Annotated in this window: 27 protein-coding genes; 7 read left to right on the plus strand and 20 right to left on the minus strand. The window is 64.5% G+C overall.

The features are described 5' to 3' along the window. The first annotated feature begins 108 nt into the window (after positions 1–108). On the plus strand, positions 109–1,161 hold the full coding sequence (locus tag QQK63_RS05470; RefSeq protein ID WP_277825263.1) for a TRAP transporter substrate-binding protein: 1,053 nt from the start codon (positions 109–111) through the stop codon (positions 1,159–1,161). Here QQK63_RS05470 and QQK63_RS05475 read toward each other — a convergent pair. From QQK63_RS05475 to QQK63_RS05485, 3 genes are read right to left on the minus strand one after another with little or no spacing between them, the layout of a single operon-like run. Continuing rightward, positions 1,149–1,811 (minus strand): HAD family hydrolase, encoded by a 663-nt coding sequence (locus QQK63_RS05475; RefSeq protein WP_277825265.1) that lies wholly within the window; start codon positions 1,809–1,811, stop codon positions 1,149–1,151. The genes QQK63_RS05470 and QQK63_RS05475 overlap by 13 nt on opposite strands. Then, entirely contained in the window at positions 1,808–2,374 is a 567-nt protein-coding gene (gene rsmD, locus QQK63_RS05480; protein WP_277825267.1) for a 16S rRNA (guanine(966)-N(2))-methyltransferase RsmD, read from the minus strand. The genes QQK63_RS05475 and rsmD overlap by 4 nt, the downstream gene beginning before the upstream one ends. A gap of 37 nt (positions 2,375–2,411) precedes the next feature. Continuing rightward, positions 2,412–3,617, minus strand: coding sequence for an NAD(P)/FAD-dependent oxidoreductase (locus tag QQK63_RS05485; RefSeq protein ID WP_277825269.1), 1,206 nt, complete (start codon positions 3,615–3,617; stop codon positions 2,412–2,414). A gap of 84 nt (positions 3,618–3,701) precedes the next feature. Between QQK63_RS05485 and QQK63_RS05490 the strand changes: the two genes are divergently transcribed. Next, positions 3,702–4,190, plus strand: a complete 489-nt coding sequence (locus tag QQK63_RS05490; RefSeq protein WP_277825271.1) for a peroxiredoxin — start codon at positions 3,702–3,704, stop codon at positions 4,188–4,190. A 77-nt stretch (positions 4,191–4,267) separates the two neighbouring features. On the opposite strand, the gene QQK63_RS05495 is transcribed toward QQK63_RS05490, so the two are convergent. The 6 genes from QQK63_RS05495 to QQK63_RS05520 form a co-directional block, all read right to left on the minus strand. Then, the gene (locus tag QQK63_RS05495; protein ID WP_277825273.1) at positions 4,268–4,567 is read right to left on the minus strand and encodes a 4a-hydroxytetrahydrobiopterin dehydratase; all 300 of its coding nucleotides are present in this window, start codon (positions 4,565–4,567) and stop codon (positions 4,268–4,270) included. Next, on the minus strand, positions 4,567–5,757 hold the full coding sequence (locus QQK63_RS05500) for a GNAT family N-acetyltransferase (RefSeq protein ID WP_277825275.1): 1,191 nt from the start codon (positions 5,755–5,757) through the stop codon (positions 4,567–4,569). Before QQK63_RS05500 ends, QQK63_RS05495 begins: the two co-directional genes overlap by 1 nt. 59 nt (positions 5,758–5,816) lie before the next feature. Continuing rightward, positions 5,817–6,593, minus strand: coding sequence for a glycerophosphodiester phosphodiesterase family protein (locus QQK63_RS05505; RefSeq protein ID WP_277825277.1), 777 nt, complete (start codon positions 6,591–6,593; stop codon positions 5,817–5,819). Positions 6,594–6,602: 9 nt separating this feature from the next. Further along, complete coding sequence (locus QQK63_RS05510) at positions 6,603–7,085, minus strand: RidA family protein (protein WP_277825279.1); 483 nt, start codon at positions 7,083–7,085, stop codon at positions 6,603–6,605. 79 nt (positions 7,086–7,164) lie between these two features. Continuing rightward, complete coding sequence (locus QQK63_RS05515) at positions 7,165–8,469, minus strand: HlyD family type I secretion periplasmic adaptor subunit (protein WP_277825281.1); 1,305 nt, start codon at positions 8,467–8,469, stop codon at positions 7,165–7,167. Beyond that, positions 8,466–10,199: a type I secretion system permease/ATPase gene (locus tag QQK63_RS05520; RefSeq protein ID WP_277825283.1), complete on the minus strand. Its 1,734-nt coding sequence runs from the start codon at positions 10,197–10,199 to the stop codon at positions 8,466–8,468. Before QQK63_RS05520 ends, QQK63_RS05515 begins: the two co-directional genes overlap by 4 nt. 199 nt (positions 10,200–10,398) lie before the next feature. Here QQK63_RS05520 and QQK63_RS05525 point away from each other — a divergent pair, with 199 nt between their 5' ends. From QQK63_RS05525 to QQK63_RS05535, 3 genes are read left to right on the plus strand one after another with little or no spacing between them, the layout of a single operon-like run. Then, positions 10,399–11,169, plus strand: coding sequence for an MlaA family lipoprotein (locus QQK63_RS05525; protein WP_284283180.1), 771 nt, complete (start codon positions 10,399–10,401; stop codon positions 11,167–11,169). Next, positions 11,153–11,770, plus strand: coding sequence for an MlaC/ttg2D family ABC transporter substrate-binding protein (locus QQK63_RS05530; RefSeq protein WP_277825287.1), 618 nt, complete (start codon positions 11,153–11,155; stop codon positions 11,768–11,770). The genes QQK63_RS05525 and QQK63_RS05530 overlap by 17 nt, the downstream gene beginning before the upstream one ends. A gap of 44 nt (positions 11,771–11,814) precedes the next feature. After that, positions 11,815–12,348 carry a hemerythrin domain-containing protein gene (locus QQK63_RS05535; protein WP_277825289.1) on the plus strand — a complete coding sequence of 178 codons (534 nt, stop codon included), beginning with the start codon at positions 11,815–11,817 and terminating at the stop codon, positions 12,346–12,348. Positions 12,349–12,492: 144 nt separating this feature from the next. On the opposite strand, the gene QQK63_RS05540 is transcribed toward QQK63_RS05535, so the two are convergent. From QQK63_RS05540 to QQK63_RS05555, 4 genes are all read right to left on the minus strand, one after another. Next, the gene (locus tag QQK63_RS05540) at positions 12,493–12,888 is read right to left on the minus strand and encodes a hypothetical protein (RefSeq protein ID WP_277825291.1); all 396 of its coding nucleotides are present in this window, start codon (positions 12,886–12,888) and stop codon (positions 12,493–12,495) included. A 67-nt stretch (positions 12,889–12,955) separates the two neighbouring features. Then, positions 12,956–13,333: a curli-like amyloid fiber formation chaperone CsgH gene (gene csgH / locus QQK63_RS05545; protein WP_277825293.1), complete on the minus strand. Its 378-nt coding sequence runs from the start codon at positions 13,331–13,333 to the stop codon at positions 12,956–12,958. A gap of 82 nt (positions 13,334–13,415) precedes the next feature. After that, a complete protein-coding gene (locus QQK63_RS05550; protein WP_277825295.1) occupies positions 13,416–13,853 on the minus strand; it encodes a hypothetical protein in 438 nt (145 codons plus the stop codon). Positions 13,854–14,160: 307 nt separating this feature from the next. Beyond that, positions 14,161–14,589, minus strand: a complete 429-nt coding sequence (locus tag QQK63_RS05555) for an organic hydroperoxide resistance protein (protein WP_277825297.1) — start codon at positions 14,587–14,589, stop codon at positions 14,161–14,163. A gap of 104 nt (positions 14,590–14,693) precedes the next feature. Between QQK63_RS05555 and QQK63_RS05560 the strand changes: the two genes are divergently transcribed. Further along, positions 14,694–15,140, plus strand: coding sequence for a MarR family winged helix-turn-helix transcriptional regulator (locus tag QQK63_RS05560; protein WP_277825298.1), 447 nt, complete (start codon positions 14,694–14,696; stop codon positions 15,138–15,140). Here the strand turns inward: QQK63_RS05560 and gyrB are convergent. The 6 genes from gyrB to rpsT form a co-directional block, all read right to left on the minus strand. Continuing rightward, on the minus strand, positions 15,137–17,554 hold the full coding sequence (gene gyrB / locus QQK63_RS05565; protein WP_277825300.1) for a DNA topoisomerase (ATP-hydrolyzing) subunit B: 2,418 nt from the start codon (positions 17,552–17,554) through the stop codon (positions 15,137–15,139). The genes QQK63_RS05560 and gyrB overlap by 4 nt on opposite strands. 115 nt (positions 17,555–17,669) lie before the next feature. Continuing rightward, positions 17,670–18,290, minus strand: a complete 621-nt coding sequence (locus QQK63_RS05570; protein ID WP_277825302.1) for a LysE family translocator — start codon at positions 18,288–18,290, stop codon at positions 17,670–17,672. Beyond that, on the minus strand, positions 18,287–19,396 hold the full coding sequence (gene recF / locus QQK63_RS05575) for a DNA replication/repair protein RecF (protein ID WP_277825304.1): 1,110 nt from the start codon (positions 19,394–19,396) through the stop codon (positions 18,287–18,289). Before recF ends, QQK63_RS05570 begins: the two co-directional genes overlap by 4 nt. 70 nt (positions 19,397–19,466) lie before the next feature. Then, a complete protein-coding gene (gene dnaN / locus QQK63_RS05580; RefSeq protein WP_277825306.1) occupies positions 19,467–20,585 on the minus strand; it encodes a DNA polymerase III subunit beta in 1,119 nt (372 codons plus the stop codon). 134 nt (positions 20,586–20,719) lie between these two features. Continuing rightward, complete coding sequence (gene dnaA, locus QQK63_RS05585; RefSeq protein WP_277825308.1) at positions 20,720–22,102, minus strand: chromosomal replication initiator protein DnaA; 1,383 nt, start codon at positions 22,100–22,102, stop codon at positions 20,720–20,722. Between the two features lie 566 nt (positions 22,103–22,668). Then, positions 22,669–22,935 (minus strand): 30S ribosomal protein S20, encoded by a 267-nt coding sequence (gene rpsT / locus QQK63_RS05590; RefSeq protein WP_277825310.1) that lies wholly within the window; start codon positions 22,933–22,935, stop codon positions 22,669–22,671. 215 nt (positions 22,936–23,150) lie between these two features. Between rpsT and glyA the strand changes: the two genes are divergently transcribed. Continuing rightward, entirely contained in the window at positions 23,151–24,467 is a 1,317-nt protein-coding gene (gene glyA, locus QQK63_RS05595) for a serine hydroxymethyltransferase (protein WP_277825312.1), read from the plus strand. Between the two features lie 178 nt (positions 24,468–24,645). On the opposite strand, the gene QQK63_RS05600 is transcribed toward glyA, so the two are convergent. After that, positions 24,646–25,422, minus strand: coding sequence for an enoyl-CoA hydratase (locus tag QQK63_RS05600; protein ID WP_277825314.1), 777 nt, complete (start codon positions 25,420–25,422; stop codon positions 24,646–24,648). Positions 25,423–25,448: the final 26 nt, after the last annotated feature.

The following is a 25,448-nucleotide window of genomic DNA, read 5'->3' on the forward strand; positions in this document are numbered from 1 at the left end:
ATTCCCCTCTGCCTGCCTCTGGCCCGCGTCAGGTCGTCCCCTTACATGCAGCATCCCGGCCCGTTACGCCGGGGCAACCCGACCCCGATCAGCAAAGGATGGGCTGACATGTCGCTGCAAAATACCCTCGCCGCCGCCCTCGCGGGCCTCACGCTCGCCACCGCCGCCCCCGCACAGGAGGTGACACTGCGCTTCCAGCATTTCGTCTCGCCCGCGAGCGCCAATCCTACCTATTTCATGCAGCCTTGGGCCGACGCGATCATGGAACAATCGGGCGGCCGCATCCGGGTGGAAATCTACCCCTTCATGCAATTGGGCGGCACCGCCCCCGATCAATACGACCTCATCCGCGACGGCGTGATCGACGGCGGCTGGGTCATTCCCGGCTACCAGCCCGGCCGCTTCCCCGAGGCCGAGGCGCTGGAACTCCCCTTCATGACCACCAAATCCGCCGAGGAAGCCAGCCGCGCCGCCTGGACCTTCACCGAACAGCACCTGCTCGACGATTTCGCCGATGTGCACCTGATCGCGGCGCACATGCACGGGCGCGGCCTTGTCCATCTTCAGGGACCGGCCATCGAAACCCTGTCGGATTTCGACGGATTGCGCCTGCGCGGCCCGTCGCGCGCGGCCACGCTCCTCTTGGAACGGCTGGGCGCGACCCCCGTCGGCATGCCCGTCCCCGCCTTCCCCGAGGCGCTGTCGCGCGGCGTCGTCGATGGCGGCGTCATCACATGGGAACAGGCGCCCTCGCTCCGGCTGGATGAACTGACCGAAAGCCATACGGACGTTGCGGGCGATCACTCGCTCTACAATCTCTATTTCCTCTGGGCGATGAACCGCGACAGCTACAACGCCCTGCCCGATGATCTGCGCGCCGTGATCGACGCCAATTCCGGCCTCATGGCCTCCGCTTGGGCCGGGCGCGCCCATGACACCGGCGATGCCGTGGGGCGTCAGGCGATGGAGGATGCCGGCAACATCATCGCCGAGATGTCGCCCGAACTGACCGCCGAGATCGAGGCCTTGGGCGATGCCGTGATCGCCGACTGGATCGCGGAGGCCGATGCCGCAGGTCTCGACGGGGCGGGCCTTGTTGCCGCCGCCCGCGCGGCCATGGCAGCTGAAACTGGCAGCGCGCCCGCGCCCTACCGCGACTGATCCAGACCCAGAAGGGCCGCGACCTCATCCATATGCCGGATGATCGTCGCGCCCTCGGCGCTCAACCGATCGGGATGGCCCTCTGGCACATAGCCGAGACAAGCCATCCCGGCCCGCCGCGCGGCCTGCGCCCCCGTCGCGCTATCCTCGATCACCAGACAACGTTCCGGCGGCACACCCGCCGCCCGCGCCCCGATCAGGAACAGCTCCGGATCGGGTTTCGACACGCCCAGCGCATGGGCCGAATAGCGCCGCCCTGCAAATCGCGGCGCAAGCCCGGTCGCCCCCAACGTGATATCCATCTTCTCATCGCTGCCATTGGACGCGACGCAATAGGGAATGCCCGCCGCCTCCAGCGCATCCAGCAGCGCCGGAATGCCCGCGATCACATCGACCCCCCGCCGCAGCGCCCCATAGATCTCGGCATAGATCGCCTCGATCCAATCCTCGGGCAGATCGGCCCCCATCGCCCGCGCCTTGTCACGGACCGTGACCATGCTTCCCCCGACAAAGGTCGCCATCGTCTCGGACAGGCTCAGGGTCAGACCATGCCGCGACAGGTTCTCGGCCAGTATCGCGTTCGTCACCGTCTCGCTGTCGACCAGAACCCCGTCGCAATCGAAAATCACCAGATCGACGGACCGCATCATCCCTCGCCTTCCCGCAACAGCGTGATCACCGTGCCGCCATACCGCCGCTGATCCATGAGCACGAATCCCATCGGCGGCAGGGGGGCCATGCTCTCTTCCCAGACCACCAGCGCGCCGGGCGCGATCCATCCCCCATCGCGGGCCGACACCAGCGCCCGCTCCCCCAGACCCTTCCCATAAGGCGGATCGAGAAACACCAGATCAAAGCCCGGCCCCGTCACCGGCCCCAGCGCCGTCGCGTCCCGCCGGAACACCGATGTCGCCCCCTGCGCCGAACATAGCGCGATGTTTTCCCGCAGCAGCGCGCGCGCCGCGATCCCGTCGTCGACGAAGGTCACCTGCGCCGCACCTCGGCTGAACGCCTCCAACCCAAGGGCGCCGGTTCCCGCGAACAGGTCGAGCACCCGCCGCCCGGTGATCGGGTCGCCGTGCTTGCCGCTCGTCAGCAGGTTGAACAGGCTTTCGCGCACCCGGTCGCTCGTCGGGCGCAGATGCGCCGCCGCATCCCCCGCGCCCACATCAGCCAGTTTCTTGCCCCTTAACCTTCCGGCAACAATTCGCATCGGATTTTAACCTTTCGGCAGGATTTGGCGTCCCGCCTTAATCTTTGAGCAAGGGTTTGAGGTCGGTGTCAGGGTTTCCCACCATCTCGGGCGCGGGCGATTTCCCGGCCTCGATCAACCGCTTTCCGATCATGTAGCCGCGCGGATCGTTCATCGCATCGACCGCCAGAAGCGTGTTTTCCTTGTAATACCAATGGGATCGCGCGCCTTCACCGGCTCTCGTGACAACCCGGTCATAGCCCGTGTTCAACCCCGCGATCTGCAATTTCACATCGTACTGATCCGACCAGAACCACGGCTTCGGCTCGTATTTCTCGTTTTTTCCCAATATGTTACGCGCCACGGCCTCGGCCTGGTCGATGGCGTTCTGCACCGATTCCAGCCGGATCAGCGCGCCCCGATAGGGAAAGACCGCGCAATCCCCCGCAGCCCAGATCGCCGGGTCGCTCGTGCGCCCGTATTCATCGACCAAAATCCCATTTTCCACCTTCAAATCAGCATCTTGCGCCAGACCCGTCGCGGGTGCGATGCCGATCCCCACGATCACCACATCGACCGCCAACTCCGTCCCGTCCGACAAGATCGCGCCGGTCACATGATCCGTCCCGACAAGCCGTTTCAGCCCCACGCCTTCGCGGATGTCGACACCATGGGTGCGATGCAATTCCCGAAAGAAATCAGAGGTTTCCGCACAAGCGACCCGTTGCAGGATACGGTCGGCCATCTCGATCAGCACGACCTCCATCCCCCGCTTGCGCGCGACCGCCGCCGCCTCCAGCCCGATGTAGCCGCCGCCTACGATCAGGGCCTTTTTACCGGCAAGCATCTGTTTTTCCATGATATCCACGTCGCGCAACCCCCGCACGACATGCACACCGCCCAAGGCACCCCCGATCGCCTCCGGCAACCGCCGCGGCACCGAACCCGTGGCCAAAACCAGCTGGTCATATGGCACCGGCTCTCCTCCCACGACCACGTGGCGCGCGCCCCGGTCCAACCGCTCGACCGGCTGGCCGAGCATAAGGGCTATCCCATTGTCAACATAGTAACTTTCCGGCCTGAGATAGAGCCGCTCCAACGCCATCTCGCCCAACAGGTAAGCCTTGGACAACGGCGGCCGCTGGTAGGGCGGCACCGGTTCCTCTCCGATCAGGGTGATGGATCCGCCAAACCCCTCGGCCCGCAGCTTCATCACGCAAGAGGCCCCCGCCTGCCCCGCCCCGACCACGACGATCTTTTCCATTTCCCAAACCTTTCGCGTTGGCCGCCCGTCGCGCGGACCCTATATGCCGTTCAAACGGTTGAACAAGCGAGAGGGACCGCAAAAATGACCATTTCCGCAGGTGATACGCTGCCCGATGCCACCCTTCTGATCTTTGGCGAAAAAGGGCCCGAGCCGGTCAAGATGGCCGACAAGGTCAAGGGCCGCAAGGTTGTGATCTTCGGGCTGCCGGGCGCCTATACCCGCACCTGCACCGCCGCCCATGTGCCCAGTTTCATTCGCACAAAGGGCGATTTCGACGCCAAGGGCGTGGATGAGATCATCTGCGTCTCGGTGAACGACCCCTTCGTCATGGCCGCATGGGCCAAGGACACCGGCGCGGCCGAGGCGGGGCTGACCTTCCTGGGCGACGCAGGCGCGGAATTCACCAAGGCCATCGGCCTGAACTGGACCGCCGAAGGGGCCGGTTTCTATGACCGTTCGCGCCGCTACGCGCTTTACGCGGAGGATGGCGTGGTCAAGGTCATCAACATCGAGGAAGGCCCGGGCGTCTGCGAATTGTCGGCTGGCGAGACGCTTCTCGATCAAATCTGACAAAGGCCGGAACGGCAGTTTTGCCTGACGAACGACGGCTGTTTCTACGGGAGGAAAACTAGGGTTTTCCTCCCACCTTACCCGGCCAACATGTCCATCTTTTCGGCCAGTTTGGCGTCAAGATCGCTCAAACCGCCCACGTCATGGGTGCTGAGCGTCACCTCCACGGTCTTGTAGACATTGAACCATTCGGGATGGTGGTTCATTTTCTCGGCCACCAGAGCCGCCCGTGTCATCCAGCCGAATGCTTCGTTGAAATCCTTGAAAACAAAGCGTTTCGTGATGGCGTCGCGCCCATCGACAAGGCTCCATCCCCGATCCGTCAGAGCGGCGAGCGCCGTGTCACGATCTGATCCGTCAAGTTTCTTTGCCGCCATCAATCCTGCTCCTCAAGCTCTGTTCGTTTGAATGGGCCATAACCCGTCATAACCTCGATCTCTTCATCCACCGCCGCGCGTTCCGCGTGCAGGAACTGCTCGATGGCCCGCGCGAATCCTGCGTCGCGCACCCAATGCAGCGAATGGGTCTGCACCGGCATGTAGCCGCGCGCCAGCTTGTGCATGCCTTGCGCGCCCGCCTCGACCCGCGCCATGCCCTGTGCGATGGCATGGTCGATGGCCTGATAATAGCACAGCTCGAAATGCAGGCAGGGGTGATGCTCGGTGCAACCCCAGTAACGCCCGTAAAGCACCTCGCGCCCTATGAAATTCAGCGCGCCCGCCACCGGCCGCCCGTCGCGCAGCGCCAGAACCAGCAGCATGTCGTCGCGCATGGTATCCTGCGCCAGATCGAAAAACGCCCGCGTCAGGTAGGGTTGCCCCCATTTGCGCGCGCCCGTGTCCTGATAGAATTGCCAAAAGGCATCCCAATGCTCGGGCAAGATCGCATCGCCCGTCAGCGCCACGATGTCCCCGCCGAAACCCTGCGCCTCGGCGCGTTCCTTGCGGAGATTCTTGCGCTTGCGGGAACTCAGGGAGGCAAGGAAACCGTCGAAATCCGCGTAGTCGTCGTTTTCCCAATGAAATTGCTGGCTTGCTCGCGACATCAGGCCCATTTTCTCGCCCGCTTCGGCCTCTTCCGCGGTGCAGAAGGTGATGTGGAGAGAGCTCAACCCGTTCTCGTCGGCCAGTTGCACCGCCCCTTGAACAAGAGCCGCCATGCCGGTTTCACGCCATCCCGGCCGCGTCAGGAACCGCCGCCCTGTTGCGGGGGTGAACGGCACGGCCAACTGCAACTTCGGGTAATAGCGCCCGCCTGCCCGTTCATAGGCATGGGCCCAATTGTGATCGAAGATGTATTCGCCCTGGCTGTGCCCCTTGGCGTAAAGCGGCGCGACGGCGATCACCTGCCCTTCGGCGCGGGCAACGAGGTGACGAGGTGCCCAACCCGTGCCGGTGCCGACCGAGCGCGACACCTCGAGTGCCGAGAGAAAACGGTGCGTGGTGAACGGGTCAAAGGGCCGCCCGCCATCCGCCGTCTCGGGGCAGGCGCAGGCGTCCCAATCCTCTGCCGCGATCTGCGACAGGCTGGAAAGAACCTCGATTTCGATGGGGGTGCTACCGTCCATGTCCGGGCCGTTCACGTTGCGGGCTGTTCAACCGTCACATGGGGCGGCCCGCGCCCGCGTCAATCACCGGTCGCGGGAACGGGCGGTAGATAGCCTTCGAAGGTTACATTGTCGGCGACGCGACGCGCCTCGACCTCGGCCTCGGGGGATTTCACCGTCCAGCACAGGATCGGGACGCCCTGCGCCTTCAATTCGGCCACGCGCGGGCCGTCCAGATCGTGCCAGTCGTGGCTAATGAAACTGGCCCCAACGGCGTCGAAATGGGGGATGCTGCGCAATTCGGCGCAGATCTCGGGCGACAGGCGCGGCCATTGCGAAGGGATATAGCCGCAGGTCGTCAGACCACGCGGCAGATCGGGGGCAATCCGCTGCATGGCGGCAACCATGTGCGGATTGAACGACATCACCGCAACGTCGCCGGCATAGTCCGCAAGCAGCGCGGCTGTCGCCTCCTCCAGCTTGGTGTCGGCTTCGCCGAGGCCGTTCGACTGGTCCTTCAGTTCGATCAGCAGCGGCACCGCCCCCCCGATGCGGTCCAGCACGGCGGCCAGCGTCGGGATCCGATCCTCGGATCCCTTCAGGCGGATCTGACCCAGATCGCGGGCTGTTCGCTCGCGCACCGAGCCGCGTTCCGCCGTCAGCCGGTCGAGCGTGTCGTCATGAAAGACCATGGGCACGCCATCGGCGCTCAGCTGCAGGTCTATCTCGATACCGTAGCCAGCCCTGACCGCGCGGTCGATCGCCGCCGGACTGTTCTCGATCACGCCCGACGCCGCATCATGCAGGGCGCGATGGGCGATGGGCAGGGTCGTGAAACGGCCGGGCAGGCTGGGCATGGACAAATCTCAGACCGTCTTGATCTGGAAGATGCCTTCGACCTCGACCGCACAGCCAAAGGGCAGCGAACCCGCGCTGACCGCAGAACGGCTGTGCCGGCCCTTGTCGCCCAGAACCTCGACGAACAGGTCCGAGGCGCCGTTCACGACCTTCGGTTGATCCCCGAACTCGGGGGTGGAGTTGACGAACCCGGTCAGCTTCACGACGCGCACCAAGCGGTCAAGGTCGCCGTCGCAGGCTGCCTTGACCTGCGCCAGAAGGTTCATCGCGCAAAGCCGCGCGGCGGCGGCGGCGGCGGGGATGTCCATATCGGCACCGACCTTGCCCTTGATGATCGTGTCGAGGCCTGCCGCCGTCATCGGAACCTGACCGGAAACGAAGACCAGGTCGCCCGCCACGACATAGGGCACATAGTTTGCGCCGGGGGCGGGCGGCGGGCCGCTCAGCTCGATCCCCAGTTCCGCAAGGCGCGCGTCGATCTCTCCAGCCATGTCCGGTTATCTCCTACCCGTGGTTCGCTTTGGCGCGACGCTATCCGCGGGGCATGGAAAGGGAAAGGGGCCGCGCGCCTCAACTTTCGCGGAAGGCGCGGCTGATATAGCCGCGCAGCGGGTCGAGCAGATAGGCAAGCGGCGTGCGGTCGCGGGTCCGGATATAGGCTTCGACCGGCATGCCCGGTACCAGCTGGCGATCCTCCAACCGGGCGATCTCGTCATCCGTCAACGCGATCTCGACCCGGTAGAACCCGGCCCCGGTCGCCTCGTCGGTGAAGGCATCCGCCGAGACTTGCGTGACCGAGCCCACCAGATCGGGAAGGTTGCGCATGTCGAAGGCCGGAAAGCGCAAAGTGACGGGCTGGCCGGAAAACACCTCGTCTATCGCAGTGGCGGGAACGCGGGCGGTGATGATGAGCGGCCGCCCCTCGGGCACCAGATAGGCGACGGGTTCGGCCGCGCGAACGACGGCCTGCGCGCCGAAAACCTCAAGCCCGATGATGCGGCCCGCCATCGGCGCGCGCAGGTCCAGTTCTCCGACGCGGCGATCCAGATCGGCGACGCGCTGGCGCAATTCCTCTTCGCTGACGCGGATTTCGCGCAATTCGGCGATGGCCTCCTCGCGCCGGGTGCTGGTCAGTTGCAGGATCGCCAGTTCGGTCTCGATCACCCGCTCGGCGGCTTCGGCCTTGCGCGCCTCGATCTCGCCCAGCGATCCGCGCAGTTGTGCGGCGTCGCGTTGCAGCCGCAAGATCGGATCGCTCTGGATCAAGCCACGGCTGAGCAGATCTTGCTGGCGGTCGAGATCGGCGACGACAAGGGCCAATTGCTCGGCCAGCGCCCCCTCCTGCGCGTCGAGCGCGGCGATCTGCGCCGCGATCTGGGTGGCGCGGCCCGACAGGCGCGCGGCCTCGGATGACAGGCTTTCGGCGCGGGCCTGAAACAGGTTGGCCTGCCCGCGCAACAGGTCATAGAGATCGGGATCGGCGGTGGCGGCGGCCACCAGATCATCGGCAAAGCGCAGGTCGGGCGCGCCGTCACGCTCGGCCTCCAGCCGGGCGCGGCGCAGGCGGACTTCGAAGAGTTGCCCGCGCGCTACGGCCAGATCGCGCGCGAGCGTCCCGGGTTCCAGCCGCAAAACGGACTCTCCCGCAGCGACACGGTCGCCTTCGTCCACCAGCAATTCGGCGACGCGCCCCCCCTCGGGATGCTGGATCGCCTGCCGATTGCGGTCGACCTCGATCCGGCCCGAGGCGACGACGGCCCCAGCCAGTTGCGTGGTGACCGACCAAAGGCCGAAGCCCGCGACCAGAACGAGCATCGCCAGAAGACCGGTCAGGATCGGGCCACGGACCGACCAGGCGCGCGCGGGATCCGTCATGCCACGCCCCCTTGGGCCACGCCCGCAGCCTGAATGTCGGCGTAATTGGCGACGGTCTTGGCCAGCACCTCTTGCGTCGGGCCAAAGATCGTCGGCACACCGCCCGACAGAACCAGAAGCTTGTCGCATTCGCGGATCGCGGCGGGCCGGTGCGCCATGATCAGGACAGACCGTCCATCCGCCTTCATCGCCTTGATCGCGGCGTTCAGCGCTTGCGAGCCGTCATTGTCGAGGGCGGAGTTCGGCTCGTCCAGAACCAGCAGGACCGGGTCGCCGTAGAGCGCGCGGGCCAGCCCGATCCGTTGAACCTGCCCCCCCGACAGGCGCGCCCCAAGGCCCGATACCCGCGTCTCGTAACCATCGGGCAGATCGAGGATCATGTCATGGGCCGCGGCGGCGCGGGCGGCAGCCACGACTTTTTCGGTATCGGGGGCGGGGTCGAGACGGGCGATGTTTTCCGCGATGGTCCCGTCGAAAAGCGTCACGGATTGCGGCAGATAGCCGATGACACGGCCCAGCATGTCGGGGTCGTATTGGTCGAGCGTCGCGCCATCGAGCCGGATTTGCCCTGCGGCGGGCCGCCAGACGCCCGTGACGGCGCGGGCCAGCGTCGATTTACCGGATCCCGATGGGCCGATCACGCCAATCGCCTGACCGGGTTCGATGCGGAAACCGACGCCGCGCAAGGTGGCGGCCTGCCCGCCCGGCGGCACGACAGAAAGTTGCCCGACCTCCAGCCGCGCGCGGGGTCGGGGCAAGGCCATGCGCTGCGGTGGCACCGGGTTTTCCTGCAACAAAAGCCGAAGCCGCGCCCAAGCCCCCGCCGCCTCGGCAATGGCACCCCATTGGCCGACGGCCAGTTCCACCGGGGCAAGCGCCCGCCCCATGAGGATAGAGGCCGCGATCATCGCGCCCGCCGTCATCTCGGCCTGCAAGACAAGATAGGCCCCAAGACCGAGAATCGCCGACTGCAAAAACAGCCGAAAGGTCCGCGTCGCGGTGGCAAATCCCCCCATGACATCCGAGGCGCGCATCCCTTCGGAGAGGGCTAGGGCGCGCTGTCGCCGCCAGCGACCAAAGGCTGTGTCGCCCATGCCGAGCGCACGGATCAATTCGGCCTCGGCTTGCATCTCGGTCGCGGTCTGGTCGGCGGCCCGTGACGCAGCCAGAGTGCGGGACACCGGATCGTGGCTGATAGCGCGGTTGGCCAGCGTCACCGCCACCAGAACACCAGCACCCCCGGTGGCGAGCCATCCGAGCCAAGGATGAAACAGAAAGATCGTTCCCAGAAAAAGCGGCGTCCACGGCATGTCGAACAGCGCAAGGAAAACGGGCGATCCGGTCAGGCGCTGCACCAATCCCAGATCCTGAAGTCCGGTCTGCCGCTGACCCGACCGATGCGCCTGCGTCATCGCGGCCCGAAACACCCGCCCGTCCAGATTTTCCTGCAGACGTGCACCATAGCGGGCTGCCACGCGACCCCGCACATTGTCGAGAATGCCCATCATCAGGAACAGGAAGGCGACAAGAACGGTCAGCGCCAAAAGCGTTTCGCGCGAGCCTGATCCCAGCACGCGATCGTAGACCTGCAACATATAGATCGGCCCGGTCAGCATCAGCGCGTTCACGGCCATGCTGAAAACAGCGATTGACCACAAGAGCCAGGCATTGCGGCGCCGGAAAAGCGTCAGGTCGTCGGGGCCCGCTGCCCGCTCCGCTACAGGTGCCATCGGAACACTTTCATCACCTTCAGGCCGGTCGGGTCTTGTCCCGGTTCCCGTTTGGCCCAAAAACCATTAACACTACGTTTGACCGCTTGGTCGAACAGCGAATCCCTTTGATTTCGGCGGGGTGACGCTAGCTTGAACCTTGCCACCGCAGATTGTTACGGAAGCATAGACCTTGGCCAGACATTTTACACACCGCCGCTTGGCCGGACTGCCCGGCGTCGCGCTAGCCCTGATGCTTGCGGCCTGCGGGCCTGCCGCCCTGCCGCCCGGTGACACCATCATCGACGCGGACGAAGCGCAGAACCGCGAGGTTCATCGGTTCAACGTGGCGCTCGACCGTTCCTTCGTGCGACCCGTCGCGCAGGGCTACGGCACCGCTGTGCCCGGGCCGATTCGGCAGGGCGTCGACAATTTCGCCTCGAACCTCGCGCAGCCGTCTTATGTGCTGAACAACATCTTGCAGGTTCGTCTCGGCCAGGCGACGCACAACACCCTGCGGTTCCTCGTGAATTCGACCATCGGGATCGGTGGCCTGTTCGACCCTGCCACGGCCCTCGGTCTGGAGGCGCGCGAGACCGATTTCGGCGAGACGTTGCACATCTACGGCGCGCCGGAAGGGGATTTCGTCATGCTTCCCGTCTTCGGCCCGTCGACGACCCGTGACACCATGGGTCTCGTGGTGGACATGGCGACCAACCCGGCCAGCGTCTTCGTGTCGGCACCCCAAAGCCGCTATGTGTCGGGCAGTCGGGTTCTGGACGTGTTCGGAGAGCGCTACGACAACCGCAACGTGATCGACGGCGTGCTTTACGACAGCGCCGATGGCTATGCTCAATTGCGCTCCCTCTACCTTCAGAACCGGCGGTTCCAGCTTGGTGGCCCCGTGCTGGGGTTCGACGGGCTGGATGGTGCCGCGACCGACGCAGCTGACATCTACACGGACCCGTATGCCGATGCCCCTGTTCAATGATCCCCGCCCCACGCGCCGCGCGATCCTGATCGCGTCGGCCACCGCCGCGTTGGCCCCGCTCGTGCCGGGCAAGGCGCGCGCCGTGACGCCCGCCGCCGCAACGGCGCTTGTCGAACAGGTGGCAAGCGAGATCACGCGGATCATCAATTCCGGACGCTCTGAATCGTCGATGATCGGGGATTTCGAACGGATGATGGCGCGCTACGCCGACATGCCGACCATCGCGCAATCGGTGCTGGGACCTGCTGCGCGTTCGGCGAGCGGAGGGCAATTGTCAGCCTTTGCCGAGGCGTTTCGTGGCTATATGGCGCGCAAATACGGGCGGCAGTTCCGCGAATTCATCGGTGGCACGGTGACTGTCGTCGGCGCGCAGGATACCGGGCGCTACATCGAGGTGAATTCCACGGTGACCATGCCGGGACAGGGCCCGTTCGAGGTGCGCTTTCGCGTCTGGGATCGCTCGGGGCAGCCGCTCTTCATCGACCTGCTGATCGAGGGCGTGTCGCTCGTCATCTCGGAACGCTCCGAAATCGGCGCGGTTCTCGACCGCAACGGCGGGTCGATCGACGGGGCGACCCAGACCCTGCGTGGCATGGGTTGACCGGCCGCTCGGTGCCTGATCTCGCGCTGGATACACGGACGGGCTTGCCTGATGCGCTTCGCATCCTCCTGCGCGATTACCCGCGCGAAGGTTGGCAGGCCGATCCCGGCTTTCACGGGTTGGTAAGCTTTTGGCTGGAACGCCACATGATGTTCCGTCAGCTGATGGCGCGCATGACGGCCGATTCGCAGAGCTTTCTTGACGGACGGCACGATGCCCGTGGCTTTGCCGCAGGCATCGCGCAATTCGGGGGCATGTTCGTCAACCAGTTGCACGGCCACCACCAGATCGAAGACCACCATTATTTTCCGATCCTTCGGACCCGGGATAGCCGGATCGAGCGGGGCTTCGACCTGCTCGACGCGGATCACCATGCGCTGGACGGCATCCTTGCGCGCTTTGTCGAGCAGGCGAATGGCGCGATTCAGGGTGCAGGTGGATCGGACCCAAAGGTCGGGGCCGGGCGTCTGCTGACTGGGCTGTCGGATCTGGAGCGCCTGATCGACCGTCACCTGACCGACGAAGAAGATCTGATCGTGCCGGTCATCTTGCGCGACGGGCCCGGCGGCCTGGGCTGAGACGGGTCAGGCGCCACGAAAAAGACCCCCCGGGGCGCGCGTCGGCCACCGGGGGGCAAGGTTTCGGGACTGCTCGAAATAGGTCGGACGCCCGGCCCTTGGGGGACCTGTGACTGGACCGGGCGCCCATTCGACTTGCGACGGTCAGTCGAAGCCGAATTGGAAGGTCAGGCCCGCCTGACCGTTGCGCGTCTGGGCGACATTTGCCCGTGCGCCATTGCCGAACTGAAAAACGCCGTGGGACTGCCCATAGCCTTGCTGGTCGAGCATGGCGGAATGACCGTTCCCTTCTTGGTGGATGATGCCCTGCGATCCGGAACCAGCGATCTGGCGCAGGGCGGCTCCGTTCTGGCTGCCATCCTGATGGACGAAAGCCCCGCTTTCGATGCCCCGGGCGATCCGGTAAATCGCGAACCCCGCGCGGAGCAGATCGGCCTGCGCCCCCGATCCGGGCGTCAGGCTTAGGCTGAGTGTTCCCCCGGCCGCGGCGGGCAGGGCAGTCGTGGCAAGGATGGCGGCAAGAAGGGCGGAACGGATCATGGCAGTGGTCCTTAAAAGGTGAAATGGGAACGATGTGGACACGGGCGGGCCCTGCAGCCCGGGCGCTTCAGGTTTCTTCGGGGCAATGAAGGCGTCGGCCCCCGGTTTCGAGCGTCAGATCGACCTCCAGCCCCGCGGCGGGACCGTTAAGCGTGACCTGCCCAAGTTGCGCGGTTTCCCCGGCGCGGAGCGCAAAGTCGCCGCTCTGGTTCATCAGCACACCGCCCTGAGCAACGCGCAGGTGGTAGTCGCCCGCGATATCTTCGGTCGCGGTGACATGGCCCGTCACGGTTAGGGAGGCGCCCCGCGCCACCGTCTCGACGTGGCACGACATGGGGCCAACAGGCAGGGCGGATCGATCCGGGTTCCCCGCAAGGGCGGTGCACCCGAGGGCAAGGGCGGCCAGGCTGCCGCCAAGTGCGAAACTGGAAGGGGTGAGGGTCATTTCGTGATCCTTTCGCGACGGAAACCGGGGGTTCGGTCCCGGACACGGGCGAGCGATGCGCCCGATCCGGGGTCATGGGCGATCAATCCTGGATGATCAGGGTGACGTTGCCGTTGCCGTAGGTTCGCGCGGTGGCCGAATTGCCGTTGCCGACCTGGATCACGCCGACCGCGTTGCCAAAACCGCTGGTCTGGATGTCGGCGCGATTGTTGGCGCCGAATTGCGCAACGCCATTGGCATTGCCGCGCCCTGTCTGGCGGGAAATGACGGTGTTGTGCCAGCCGCGCTGACCGATGGCGGTGGTGTTCCGCGACCCGTCCGTCATGGCGATGGTCGTGTTTCCGCGGCCGTCCTGAATGATCGACGTGCCGTTGCAGCGACCGCTCTGGGTGATGCCGATGTCATTCCCGCGGCCCCATTGCTCCGTGTAGGCGGTGGCGCAATTTGCGAAGGCCGGGGCCGACAAGGCAACGACCAGCGAGGCAGAGGCGATGGCGGTCTTGAGCAGGGAAATGGTCATTGTCGGGATCCTCCGGGAAAAAGTTCGGGTTGCGGTAGCGTGTGTCGTCGGTGTCAGGCGCTGGTTGGTTTGTGCGCCGTCGGCCGATAACCAAACCCTGACCCCGAGGCCCGATGTCAGACAATTTCCGCGAAAAGACAGGGAATGACAGGCGGATGCCATCCGATAGCATCCGCTTAAATAATTGTTTTAATGTAATTTACTTCCAATCTTGTGCGGCTGCGCGTTCGGTATGGCCAGCACGAATCAAAAAGGCCCCCGCGCCGGATTGGCAGCGCGAGGGCCTTTCGTCAGGGATAGCGCTGGATCAGACCAGTTCGGTCTCGACCACGATATTGCCCTTGGTCGCGTTGGAATACGGGCAGATGAAATGGCCGCGTTCGACGATCTTTTCGGCAACATCCCGCTCCACACCGGGCAGCGAGACCTTCAGTCGGACCTGCAAGCCGAAGCCACCATCGCTGCGCGGCCCGATGCCGACTTCGGCGTCGACTTTCGCATCATCGGGCACATCGCCCAGCTTTTCGCTCTGGGCGGCAAAGCGCATCGCGCCGAGGTAGCAGGCCGCATAGCCGACCGCGAACAATTCCTCGGGGTTGTGGCCGGCACCGGAGCCGCCGAGTTCCTTGGGGCTGGCCATGGTGATGGTCAGCATCCCCGACGCGAGCGCGGACGACCCGTTGCGACCGCCACCCGTGGCGTGCGCCTTGGTCCAATACTTCGGATCAACAGACATGGCATATTCCTTTGTGTGCGATTTAATCGTGTAAGGTTTATATCCATCAGCATCCCATAGGTCAATCTCTTGCGAAAAGATCGTGCACAAGGTATTCGGGTCACATGACACTCGCCCCCGAAGACATGTTCTGTTTCGCGCTCTATTCCGCGACACAGGCGATGCAGCAGGTCTACCGCCCGCTCCTCGACCCGCTTGGGCTGACCTATCCGCAATATCTCGTGCTGACGGCACTCTGGACGGAAAAAGACGGGCTGACCGTGGGCGGCATCGGCCATCGTATCGGCCTAGATTCAAGCACCCTCACGCCGCTGCTGAAACGGATGGAGGCGGCGGGCCTCGTGGCCCGTTCCCGCAATCCGGAGGATGAACGGCAGGTTTGCGTAAGTCTGACAGCCGAAGGGCGGGCGATGGAGGCGCGCGCCGCGCATGTGCCGGCTTGCGTGCTGGAGCGCACAGGTCTGGACGCCGCAAGCCTTGGACGGTTGCAAGACCAGATCAACGCCGTGTCGGCCCGCCTGCGCGCCCCGGAGGGGGCGCGACAGCCCTAGAAGTCGAGATTCTCGACGCTCAGCGCATTGGCTTGGATGAACTCGCGCCGCGGCTCCACCACATCACCCATCAGCTTGGTGAAGATGTCGTCGGCTTCGGCCAGATCGTCGACCTTTACCTGCAGAAGGGTCCGCGCCTCGGGGTCCAGCGTGGTTTCCCACAACTGGCTCGGGTTCATCTCGCCCAGACCCTTGTAGCGCTGCATCTGCTGGCCCTTGGCGCCTTCGTCAAGAATCGCGTTCAGCAATTCCGACGGCCCGTGGATCAACTGCTCGCGGTCCTTGCGGCCCAGCTTCGCCGGGTTGCGATACACCTCGCGGCTGTCGCGGCTGACTTCGGAGATCTTGCGCGCCTCGCCCGAACGCAGCACCGCGCCGTCCAGCGTGCGGATCTCTTCGACGCCGCGCAGGACGCGGGACAGGCGGATGCCGTGATCTTGCGTGATGCGCCCGGTCCAACCGCGTTCGTATTCCACCGCGACCTGATCCAGCCGCTTGGCCACGTCATCGGCGACCCGCTGCAGATCGGCATCCGCCCGGCCCGGATCAAAGGCTCCGGCGATGGCCGCCTGTTCGATGATGTGGCGCGGATAATGCGTCGGGAAGGCGTCGAGGATACGCCGGAACTGCCGCGCGCCATCGACGACGCGGGTAAGATCTGCACCCGCAATTTCTTCGCCATTCGGCAGGCGCAGCACTGCGCCTTCGATCCCTTGCGCGATCAGGTAATCCTCGAGGGCCGCCTGATCCTTGAGATAGACCTCGGACTTGCCGCGGCTGACCTTGTAAAGGGGCGGCTGCGCGATGTAGAGGTATCCGCCTTCGATGATCTGCGGCATCTGCCGGAAGAAGAAGGTCAACAGAAGCGTCCGGATATGCGCGCCGTCCACGTCTGCGTCGGTCATGATGACGATCTTGTGGTAGCGCAGCTTGTCGATGTTGAATTCGTCCCGCCCGATCCCGGTGCCAAGCGCGGTGATCAGCGTGCCGATTTCCTGACTGCCCAACATCCGATCGAACCGCGCGCGTTCCACGTTCAGGATCTTGCCGCGGAGCGGCAGAACCGCCTGGTTGTGGCGCGACCGGCCCTGTTTGGCCGACCCGCCCGCGCTGTCGCCCTCGACGAGGAACAGCTCGGATTTCGCCGGGTCTTTCTCCTGGCAATCCGCCAGCTTGCCGGGGAGCGAGGCGACATCCATCGCGGTCTTGCGCCGGGTCAGTTCGCGGGCCTTGCGTGCCGCCTCGCGCGCCAGCGCGGCTTCGATGATCTTGCCAACGATCACCCGCGCCTCTTGCGGATGCTCCTCGAACCATTCACCGAGCTTTTCGTTCATCAGGTTCTCGACCGCAGGACGCACCTCGGAAGAAACCAGCTTGTCCTTGGTCTGGCTGGAGAATTTCGGATCAGGCACCTTGACCGAAAGAACGCAGGTCAGACCTTCGCGCGCGTCATCCCCGGTGAAATTCACCTTCTCGCGTTTGGCGATACCGGACGATTGCGCATACAGGTTGATCGACCGCGTCAGCGCACCACGAAAGCCCGCCATATGCGTGCCGCCATCGCGCTGCGGGATGTTGTTGGTAAACGGCAGCACCATCTCGTTGTAGCTATCGTTCCACCACATCGCGACCTCGACGCCGATCCCGTCGCGCTCGCCCGAGACATAGATCGGCTCGGACATCACCGATGTCTTGGACCGGTCGAGGTAACGCACGAATTCGCGCACGCCGCCCTCATAGATCATCTCGACCCGCACGGGTTCGGCGTGGCGCAGATCCTCCAGCACGATCTTGACGCCGGAATTGAGGAAGGCGAGTTCGCGCAGCCGGTTTTCCAGCGTCTTGAAGTTGTAGTCGAGGTTCGAAAAGGTCGTGGTCGAGGCAAGGAACCGAACCTCTGTCCCCGTCTCGCCGCCGCTGTCGCCCACGACTTCCAGATGCTTGACCGTGTCGCCGCGTTCGAACCTCGCGTGATGTTCCTTGCCGTCGCGCCAGATACGCAGGTCCAGCCAGTCGGAAAGCGCATTCACCACCGACACGCCCACACCGTGCAGACCGCCCGAAACCTTGTAGGAATTCTGGTCGAATTTACCGCCCGCATGGAGCTGGGTCATGATGACCTCGGCGGCGGAAACGCCCTCTTCCTCGTGGATCCCGACGGGGATACCGCGCCCGTTGTCGCGCACGGAAACGCTGTCATCGGCATGCAGCGTCACATGGACATAATCGGCGTGACCGGCCAGCGCCTCGTCGATGCCGTTGTCCACGACCTCGTAGACCATATGATGCAGGCCCGAGCCGTCATCGGTATCGCCGATATACATGCCGGGGCGCTTGCGCACCGCCTCCAAGCCTTTGAGAACCTTGATGGAATCTGCGCCATAATCACTGGACGCGGGGGCGTTGTCTGCCATGCGGTGGTCTGCCTGTTTTGCTTGACGTTTGTATACCGCCCGCAGCGGGGAATGTCACGTCGCAGACACAAGATTTAGGCGTCCGACCGCAGGTCACCCCGAAGCCCTTGCGCCCTCAGACAAAGGGGATCGCCACACCCACAAGGATCAGCAAGATGCCCGATCCGATGTTGAGCCTGCGGATCGCCTGCGGGCTTTGCAAGAGCCGCCGCGCCCGATCCAGAAACAGCGCCAAACCAAGGTTTCCCAAAAGCGGCACAATGGCAGAAATCGCAAGAATCGCGGCGATGTCGGGGGCGGTGATCCGGGTGAGGTCGAAGAAACCGGGCAGAAAGCCCATGTAGAACAAGATCGCCTTGGGATTGCCGATCACGGCGGCGACGCCGACCGAAAACCCGGCCCAAAGACCGGGGCGCGTCATGCGGCTGTCGGTGCCGGGCGTCTTGGCGGGCGCGCGGAACAACATCAGGCCCATCCCGATGAAAACCCCCGCCGCGATCCAGCGCATCACGGCCAGCGCATCGCCGTACAGCGACAAGACCCAGGCCAGTCCCAGGATCGCGCACAAGGGCCAGATCAGGTCTCCCAGCGCGACACCCACGGCCAAGGGCCAAGCCCCCGCCATACCGCCCGAGAGCGCACGCGCCGTAAGCGCGACCCAGACCGGGCCCGGAATGACCCAAAGACCCGCCATGGCGGCGGCATAAAGCGCAAGTTGTTCGATAGTTACGGTCACGTAGGGCCCGCGGGTTCGATCCGGGCCTCGCTGGCCCCGCCGGTATCGGCGACCGCCACATACTGCGCCCGCGCGCCCAGTTCCACGAAAAGTTCGGGGCCCGTCCCCGTCATCCACGCCTGCGCGCCCAGCGCGCAGATCTCGTCGAACAACGCCGCGCGGCGGCCCGCATCCAGATGCGCCGCCACCTCGTCGAGCAGCACAAGCGGCGCCGCCTCCGTATCGGCCTTGAGCGCGCGGGCATTGGCAAGGATCAGCGAGATCAGAAGCGCCTTTTGCTCGCCCGTCGAACATTGCGCGGCGGGCATGTCCTTGTCTGCATAGATCGCCACAAGATCGGCGCGGTGCGGCCCGATAAGCGTGCGGCCCGCCGCCATGTCGCGATCCCGGTTCTGGGCCAAGGCCGCAGCGTGATCCTCGACGGTTGGCAGATCGTCGGTTTCCAGCGTCAACCGCGCGGCGGGAAAGGCGGTCGCCGCCCCCTCCTGCGCGGCAAGGATGCGCGAAATGGCGTCGCGCCGGTTCGCCGTCAGGATGGTTGCGCTTTCGGCCATCTGCCGTTCCAGCGCCATGTACCAGCGCGCATCGCTCACCTGATCCTTGAGCAGGCGGTTGCGTTCGCGCATCGCCTTTTCATGGGCCAGCGCCGCCTCGGCATGATCGGGCGTGAAACTGAGCGCGATCCGGTCGAGAAACCGCCGCCGCCCGTCCGCCCCCTCGATCCAGAGCCGATCCTGCGAGGGCACCAGCCAGACGATCCTGAGCAGCCGCGCCAGCGCGGTCTGGGGGCTGGGCTTGCCGTCGATGCGGGTCGCGCGCGGCTGGCCCGGTTCGGCGGTCAGCTCGATCTCGTGGCCCAGATGTCCGCCCGCGATCTCGGCCTGCACCTTCCAGCCCAGCGCTTCGGGGCGGCGGATGATCTCTTCGGCGGCGGCACGGCGCAGTCCGCGACCGGGCGAGAGCAAGGACACCGCCTCGACCAGGTTCGTCTTGCCTGCGCCGTTCGGACCGTGGATCGCCACGGGCCGCCCATCGAGGTCCAACCGCGCGCGGCGATGGCTGCGAAAATGGTTAAGGGTGAGGGCCGCGACGAAAACCGCGCTCATCGCCCCCTCTCCTTCATCTTTCCAAAAATATGCCCGCCGGAGGCTTTGAAACCTTGACCGAGGCCTGGGGTCACACCCGCATCGGCATCACGACATAGATCGCCGTCGTGTCATTGCCTTCGCGCATCAAGGTCGGCTCGCCCGGCGAGGAGAACAGGAAAACCGCGTTTTCCCGATCCACCTGGCTTGCGATTTCCAGCAGGTATTTCGCGTTGAACCCGATCTCCAGCCGGTCGTCGGCATAGGCCACGGCCAGTTCTTCCTCGGCATTGCCAGCATCGGGCGCGTTGACCGACAGCACCAGACGATCCTCGTCCAGCGCCAGCTTCACCGCACGCGAGCGTTCCGAGCTGACGGTCGCAACGCGGTCCACGGCCTTGGCGAAATCGGCGGCGTCCACCTCGAGCCTGCGGGTGTTGCCCGTCGGAATGACCCGCGCGTAATCAGGGAAGGTGCCGTCGATGACCTTGGAGGTCAGGGTGATCTCGGGCGTTGCGAACCGGATCTTTGTCTCACTGACCGATACGGCAATCTGCGCCTCGTCATCCTCCAAAAGCTTGCGCAATTCGCCCACGGTCTTGCGCGGCACGATCACGCCCGGCATCCCCGCCGCGCCATCGGGCAGCGTCGCGTCGATGCGCGCAAGGCGGTGACCATCGGTTGCGACCGCGCGCAGCACCGGGCCGGTTTCGCCCTCGGCCACGTGGAAATAGACGCCGTTCAGGTAGTACCGCGTCTCTTCGGTCGAGATGGCGAATTTCGACTTGTCGAACAGGCGGCGCAGCACGGGCGCAGGGGCCGCGAAATTCGCCGAATATTCGGTCGAGGTCATGACCGGGAAATCTTCCTTGGGCAGGGTTGCCAGCTGGAAATTCGACCGCCCCGCCTGCACCGTCAGGCGCCCCGCAGCCGCATCCGCGCTCAGCGTCACCAGCGCACCATCGGGCAGTTTGCGCACGATTTCATGCAGCGTGACAGCCGAGACGGTTGTCGCGCCCGCGCGTTCGACCATTGCAGGGGCCTTGTCCACCACCTCGATATCAAGATCGGTGGCGCGGAAACTGACCGTGTCGCCCTCGGCTTCGATCAGGACATTGGCAAGGATCGGAATGGTGTTGCGCCGCTCGACGACCGACTGCGCCTGAGAGACAGCGCGCAACAGCGTGGCGCGCTCGATCGACAATTTCATGACCCTTGCTCCGACAAGATGCGGGGGCTGCGACACTAGCCGCGTCCCCCGTCAGCACAAATGTTTTTTTTCAAGGAGTGTCCGTGCGGGCCGCGGGCGTCAAGCCCCCAACACCCGGTTACAGGACCCGGACCTCAGGCTTCCAGCATCCGACGCAGGATCTCGGCGTCTTCGGCGATCTGGCTGTCTATGGCCATCAATTCCTCGATCTTGCGCACACCGTAAAGAACCGTGGTGTGGTCGCGCCCACCCAGCTTGCGGGCGATCTCGGGATAGCTGCGGCTGGTCAGCGACTTGGAAAGATACATCGCCATCTGCCGGGGCCGCGCCACGGCGCGCGCGCGGCTGGTGCCGGTGATGTCGTTTTGCCGGATCTTGTAGTATTCGCAGCAGGTCTTGATGATCTGATCCAGCGTCACCCGGCGGTCGGTCGATTTGAGAATATCGGCAAGACAATCCTGAACCAGATCGACGGTGATCTCCCGGCGTACTAGATCGGCAAAGGCGAACAGGCGGATCAGGGCACCTTCGACGACGCGGATGTTGGTCGAGATGCGCAGCGCCATGAATTCCAGCACACCCTCGGCCATGCGGATCTGCGGGTTGCGGGCCATGGCCTGTTCGGCCTTGTGCTGCAACACGCCCAGACGCAATTCGTAATCGGTCGGGTGCAGATCGACGACGAGGCCGCATTGCAGCCGCGAGGCGATGCGCGCGTCCAGCTCCTCCATATCCACGGGCGCGCGGTCACCCGAGATGATGATCTGTTTGCCCTCTTCCACCAAGGCATTGAACGTATGAAAGAATTCTTCCTGCGTTGAGGTCTTTCCTGCAATGAATTGCACGTCATCGACCATCAGCACATCGACCGACCGGAAGATCTGCTTGAAGGTCATCGTGTCCTGCTCGCGCAGAGCGCGAACAAAGCGGTACATGAACTGTTCGGCCGACAGGTACAGGATCCGCGCGCCGGGGAAACGGGCGCGCAAGTCCCAGGCGATGGCATGCATCAGATGCGTCTTGCCGAGGCCCACGCCACCATAGAGGAAGAGCGGGTTGAAGGTCACGTCGCGGCCCTCGGCCACGCGGCGGGCGGCGGCATGGGCCAATTCGTTGGGCTTGCCGACGATGAAATTGTCGAAGGTATAAAGCGGGTTGAGCGTCGCGCCCGGCAATTCGTCGGTGCCGGTCCTCAAGGTGGCAGCAGGCCGCGCGACAGGCGTTTCGACCGGCTGCGCGGGCGCGACATTGCTGTTGCCCGCGCGGCGCGGCAGGCCGTTGTCCACCGCGAATTCGACGCGGTCGACCCCGACGCCGGCCGAGATCAGGTGACGCAGGATGACATCGCCATAATTCTGCGAGACCCAAGAGCTGAAAAAATTCGTCGGAACGTGGAAGCGCGCCGTGCGCGCATCGAGGCGATCAAAGACAATCGGGTCGATCCAGGCAGAAAAGTTGTTTTCCCCGACAGACTTGAGCAGTTCGCCCCTGACTTGCCCCCACGTCTCGTGCGTCATCTTTCGTTCCATCCTCGTTCTTGTTGCCGACACCACGGTCGATCCCACACACGCACCACCACATACGTCGCAACGCAGGTTCCGGGGGCTGTCCCTCCCCCTGCCACGGATGCGTGCCGGATCACCGACTGGACAACACCCAACGGACCCGACCCAAGCAATCGGGTCAGCTGCGCCACGGTCTGTCATGAGCCGGAATTCCGGTCACCAAGGATCGATTTGAAGGAAAAAGAGTGACGCAGCCTCCGGCGAAACCAGAGAACACACCACTCACCTGTCACAAGGAAGGATCACACACGACATCAGGACTACCGCCCCGCTGGCCGCCTGCCATACCCACCGACACTATCCCTCAAGTCCGCCCCCCGAGGCGCCTGAATCGCCTGATCAAGCTAGCGGATGGCACGCAGCGCCTGCAACGACTCTTCAATCTTGACAGATATGTGAAGGGGTCGCGAATCTGCCGGACCGGCTTAGGGGCTTCTGACTCAAGGATATTTTCACTTGAAAAAAAGGCGCGCCCCGGTTCGGGACGCGCCTTTCATTTCAGCAGAGGTCGGTTCGGATCAGACCTTGAGCGCCTTAACCCGCGACGACAAACGCGACATTTTCCGCGCGACGGTGTTCTTGTGCATCACACCCTTGGTGACGCCGCGCATCAGTTCGGGCTGCGCGGTCTTGAGCGCCTCGGTGGCGGCGGCCTGATCGCCCGAGGCGATGGCTTCTTCGACCTTGCGCAGGAAGGTGCGGATGCGCGAGCGGCGCGCCTTGTTCACCGCATAGCGGCGTTCAGCCTGGCGGGCGCGTTTCTTGGACTGGGGCGTATTTGCCATGGTGTGTCTCTTTCGTCTGTCGGGTCGCGTTCAATATCACTTGCGCGGGAGATCCCGACCCCGGGTTCGTTACCGGGCGACTCTGGCCAATGGCGGGCCTCACACGCATGTCTGGCGTGGCGCTTAGCGGGAATCGCCGCCAGATGCAAATCCCGTTTGCACGCGGTTTGCGGGCAGGACAGGATCGCCGCGCAACCGCAAGGGGAGAGACGGCGATGCAACTGGAACGACGGGGCTGGGTGCCCGCACCTTGCGAAGATCGCGTGGCAGGGATCGCCGCGACGACGGCAGCGGCGGAGGCTGCGGACCTTGTGGCGCGGATCGAAGCTTTGGCATTTAAAAACAAGCAGATACACGAAAGGGACTGCTTCAACCTCAACCCCGCTACCAATGTGATGAACCCGCGCGCCGAAGCTTTGCTGGCTTCGGGGATCGGGACGCGGCCGTCGCTGGGCTATCCGGGCGACAAGTACGAGATGGGGCTGGAGGCGATCGAAGAGATCGAGGTGATCGCAGCCGAACTGGCGGCGGAGGTTTTCGGGGCGCGTTTCGCGGAAATCCGGGTGCCGTCGGGGGCGATGGCGAATCTCTTTGCCTTCATGGCGACCTGCAAGCCGGGCGATACGATCATCGCGCCGCCCGCCTCGGTGGGCGGGCATGTCACCCATCACGGGGCGGGATGTGCGGGGCTTTATGGCCTTCGGACGGTTCCGGCGCCCGTCTCTGCGGATGATTACTCGATCGATATCAACGCCTTGGCGGACATGGCCGAACGCGAGCGGCCAAAGCTGATCACGCTGGGTGCGTCGCTGAACCTGTTCGAGCATCCGGTGCGCGCGGTGCGCGAGATCGCCGACAGCGTGGGCGCGAAACTGATGTTCGACGCGGCGCATCAATGCGGGATCATCGCGGGCAAGGCGTGGTCCGATCCGCTGGCCGAAGGGGCGCATCTGATGACGATGTCGACCTACAAAAGCCTTGGGGGACCTGCGGGCGGGTTGATCGTCACCAATGACGCGGAATTGGCCAAGCGGTTGGATCATATCGCTTTTCCGGGGATGACGGCGAATTTCGACGCGGCGAAATCGGCGGCATTGGCGGTCAGCTTGCTGGATTGGCGGGTGCATGGGCGGGCCTATGCGCAAAAGATGATCGAAGTATCGCGGGCCTTGGCGGCGGCGTTTAAGGCACGTGGTGTGCCGGTGTTCGAAACGTCGCGCGGCATGACCGACAGCCACCAGTTCGCGGTTTTGGCGGCGGGGTACGGCGGTGGGCAGGCCGCGTCCAAGACCTTGAGAAAGGCCGGTTTTCTGGCCTGTGGCATCGGTTTGCCGGTGGCCGAGGTGCAAGGCGACATGAACGGGCTGAGAATCGGCACACCGGAATTGGTGCGCTGGGGCGTGGACATGGGCGATGTCGAGGCGCTGGCCGATCTGATCACGGAAGGGCTGAACGCCAATGATCCGGGCGCGGTTGCGGCGCGGACGGCGACGATGCGGGCCCGGTTCGACCGGTTGCACTACGTGGTGTGAGGGGGGGATGAAAGGGGGTGTGCAGGGGGTGTGGTGCGCCTGAAGGCGCACCCTACCGAAGGTTGAGAAAGTGTTGAGATTTTCCCCGGGACGTTACCGAGGGGTTAATTTTCGCGCGCATTCCCTGAAGAACGGTTGACGGGGGAGCGGACTGCTAACGCCCCGTCAACACATCGCCTCACTTGTCGCGGAATTGCGGCTCGCGTTTCTGGAGGAAGGCGGCCATCCCCTCCTTTTGGTCCTCGGTCGCGAACAGGCTGTGGAACAGCCGACGCTCGAACAGCAGGCCCTCGCGCAGCGTCGTCTCGTAGCTGCGGTTCACGGCCTCTTTCACGGCCAAGGTCGCCAGCATGGATTTTTCCGCGATCTTGGCGGCGGCGGCCATCGCCTCTTCCATCAGCTTCTTGGCGGGGACCACGCGGGAGACGAGGCCGCAGCGTTCGGCCTCTTCGGCGGTCATGAAGCGGCCGGTCAGGTGCATGTCCATGGATTTCGATTTGCCGACGAAACGGGTCAGGCGCTGGGTGCCGCCCATGCCCGCGACAACGCCCAGATTGATCTCGGGCTGGCCGAATTTCGCGGTATCGGCGGCGATGATGAAATCGCACATCATCGCCAATTCACAGCCGCCGCCCAAGGCATAGCCCGCGACGGCGGCGATGATCGGCTTGCGGGTGCGCAGCATCTGTTCGGCATCGGTGCCGAACATGTCCTCGGTATAGACATCGACGAAGGTCTTTTCGGCCATTTCCTTGATGTCGGCACCGGCGGCGAAGGCCTTTTCCGATCCGGTCAGGACGATGCATCGCACCTTGTCGTTTTCATCGGCCGATTTGAGCGCCTTTGCCAGTTCGGCAAGAAGGGTGCTGTTGAGCGCGTTCAGCGCATCGGGGCGGTTGAGCTTGATGAGCGCGATGTGATCCTCGATGTCGACGATCAGGGTCTCATAGGCCATGGTCCGGCTCTCCGGGATGTGGGTGC

The organism is Roseicyclus marinus (genome assembly GCF_030163795.1).
GTDB classification, from domain to species: domain Bacteria; phylum Pseudomonadota; class Alphaproteobacteria; order Rhodobacterales; family Rhodobacteraceae; genus Roseicyclus; species Roseicyclus marinus.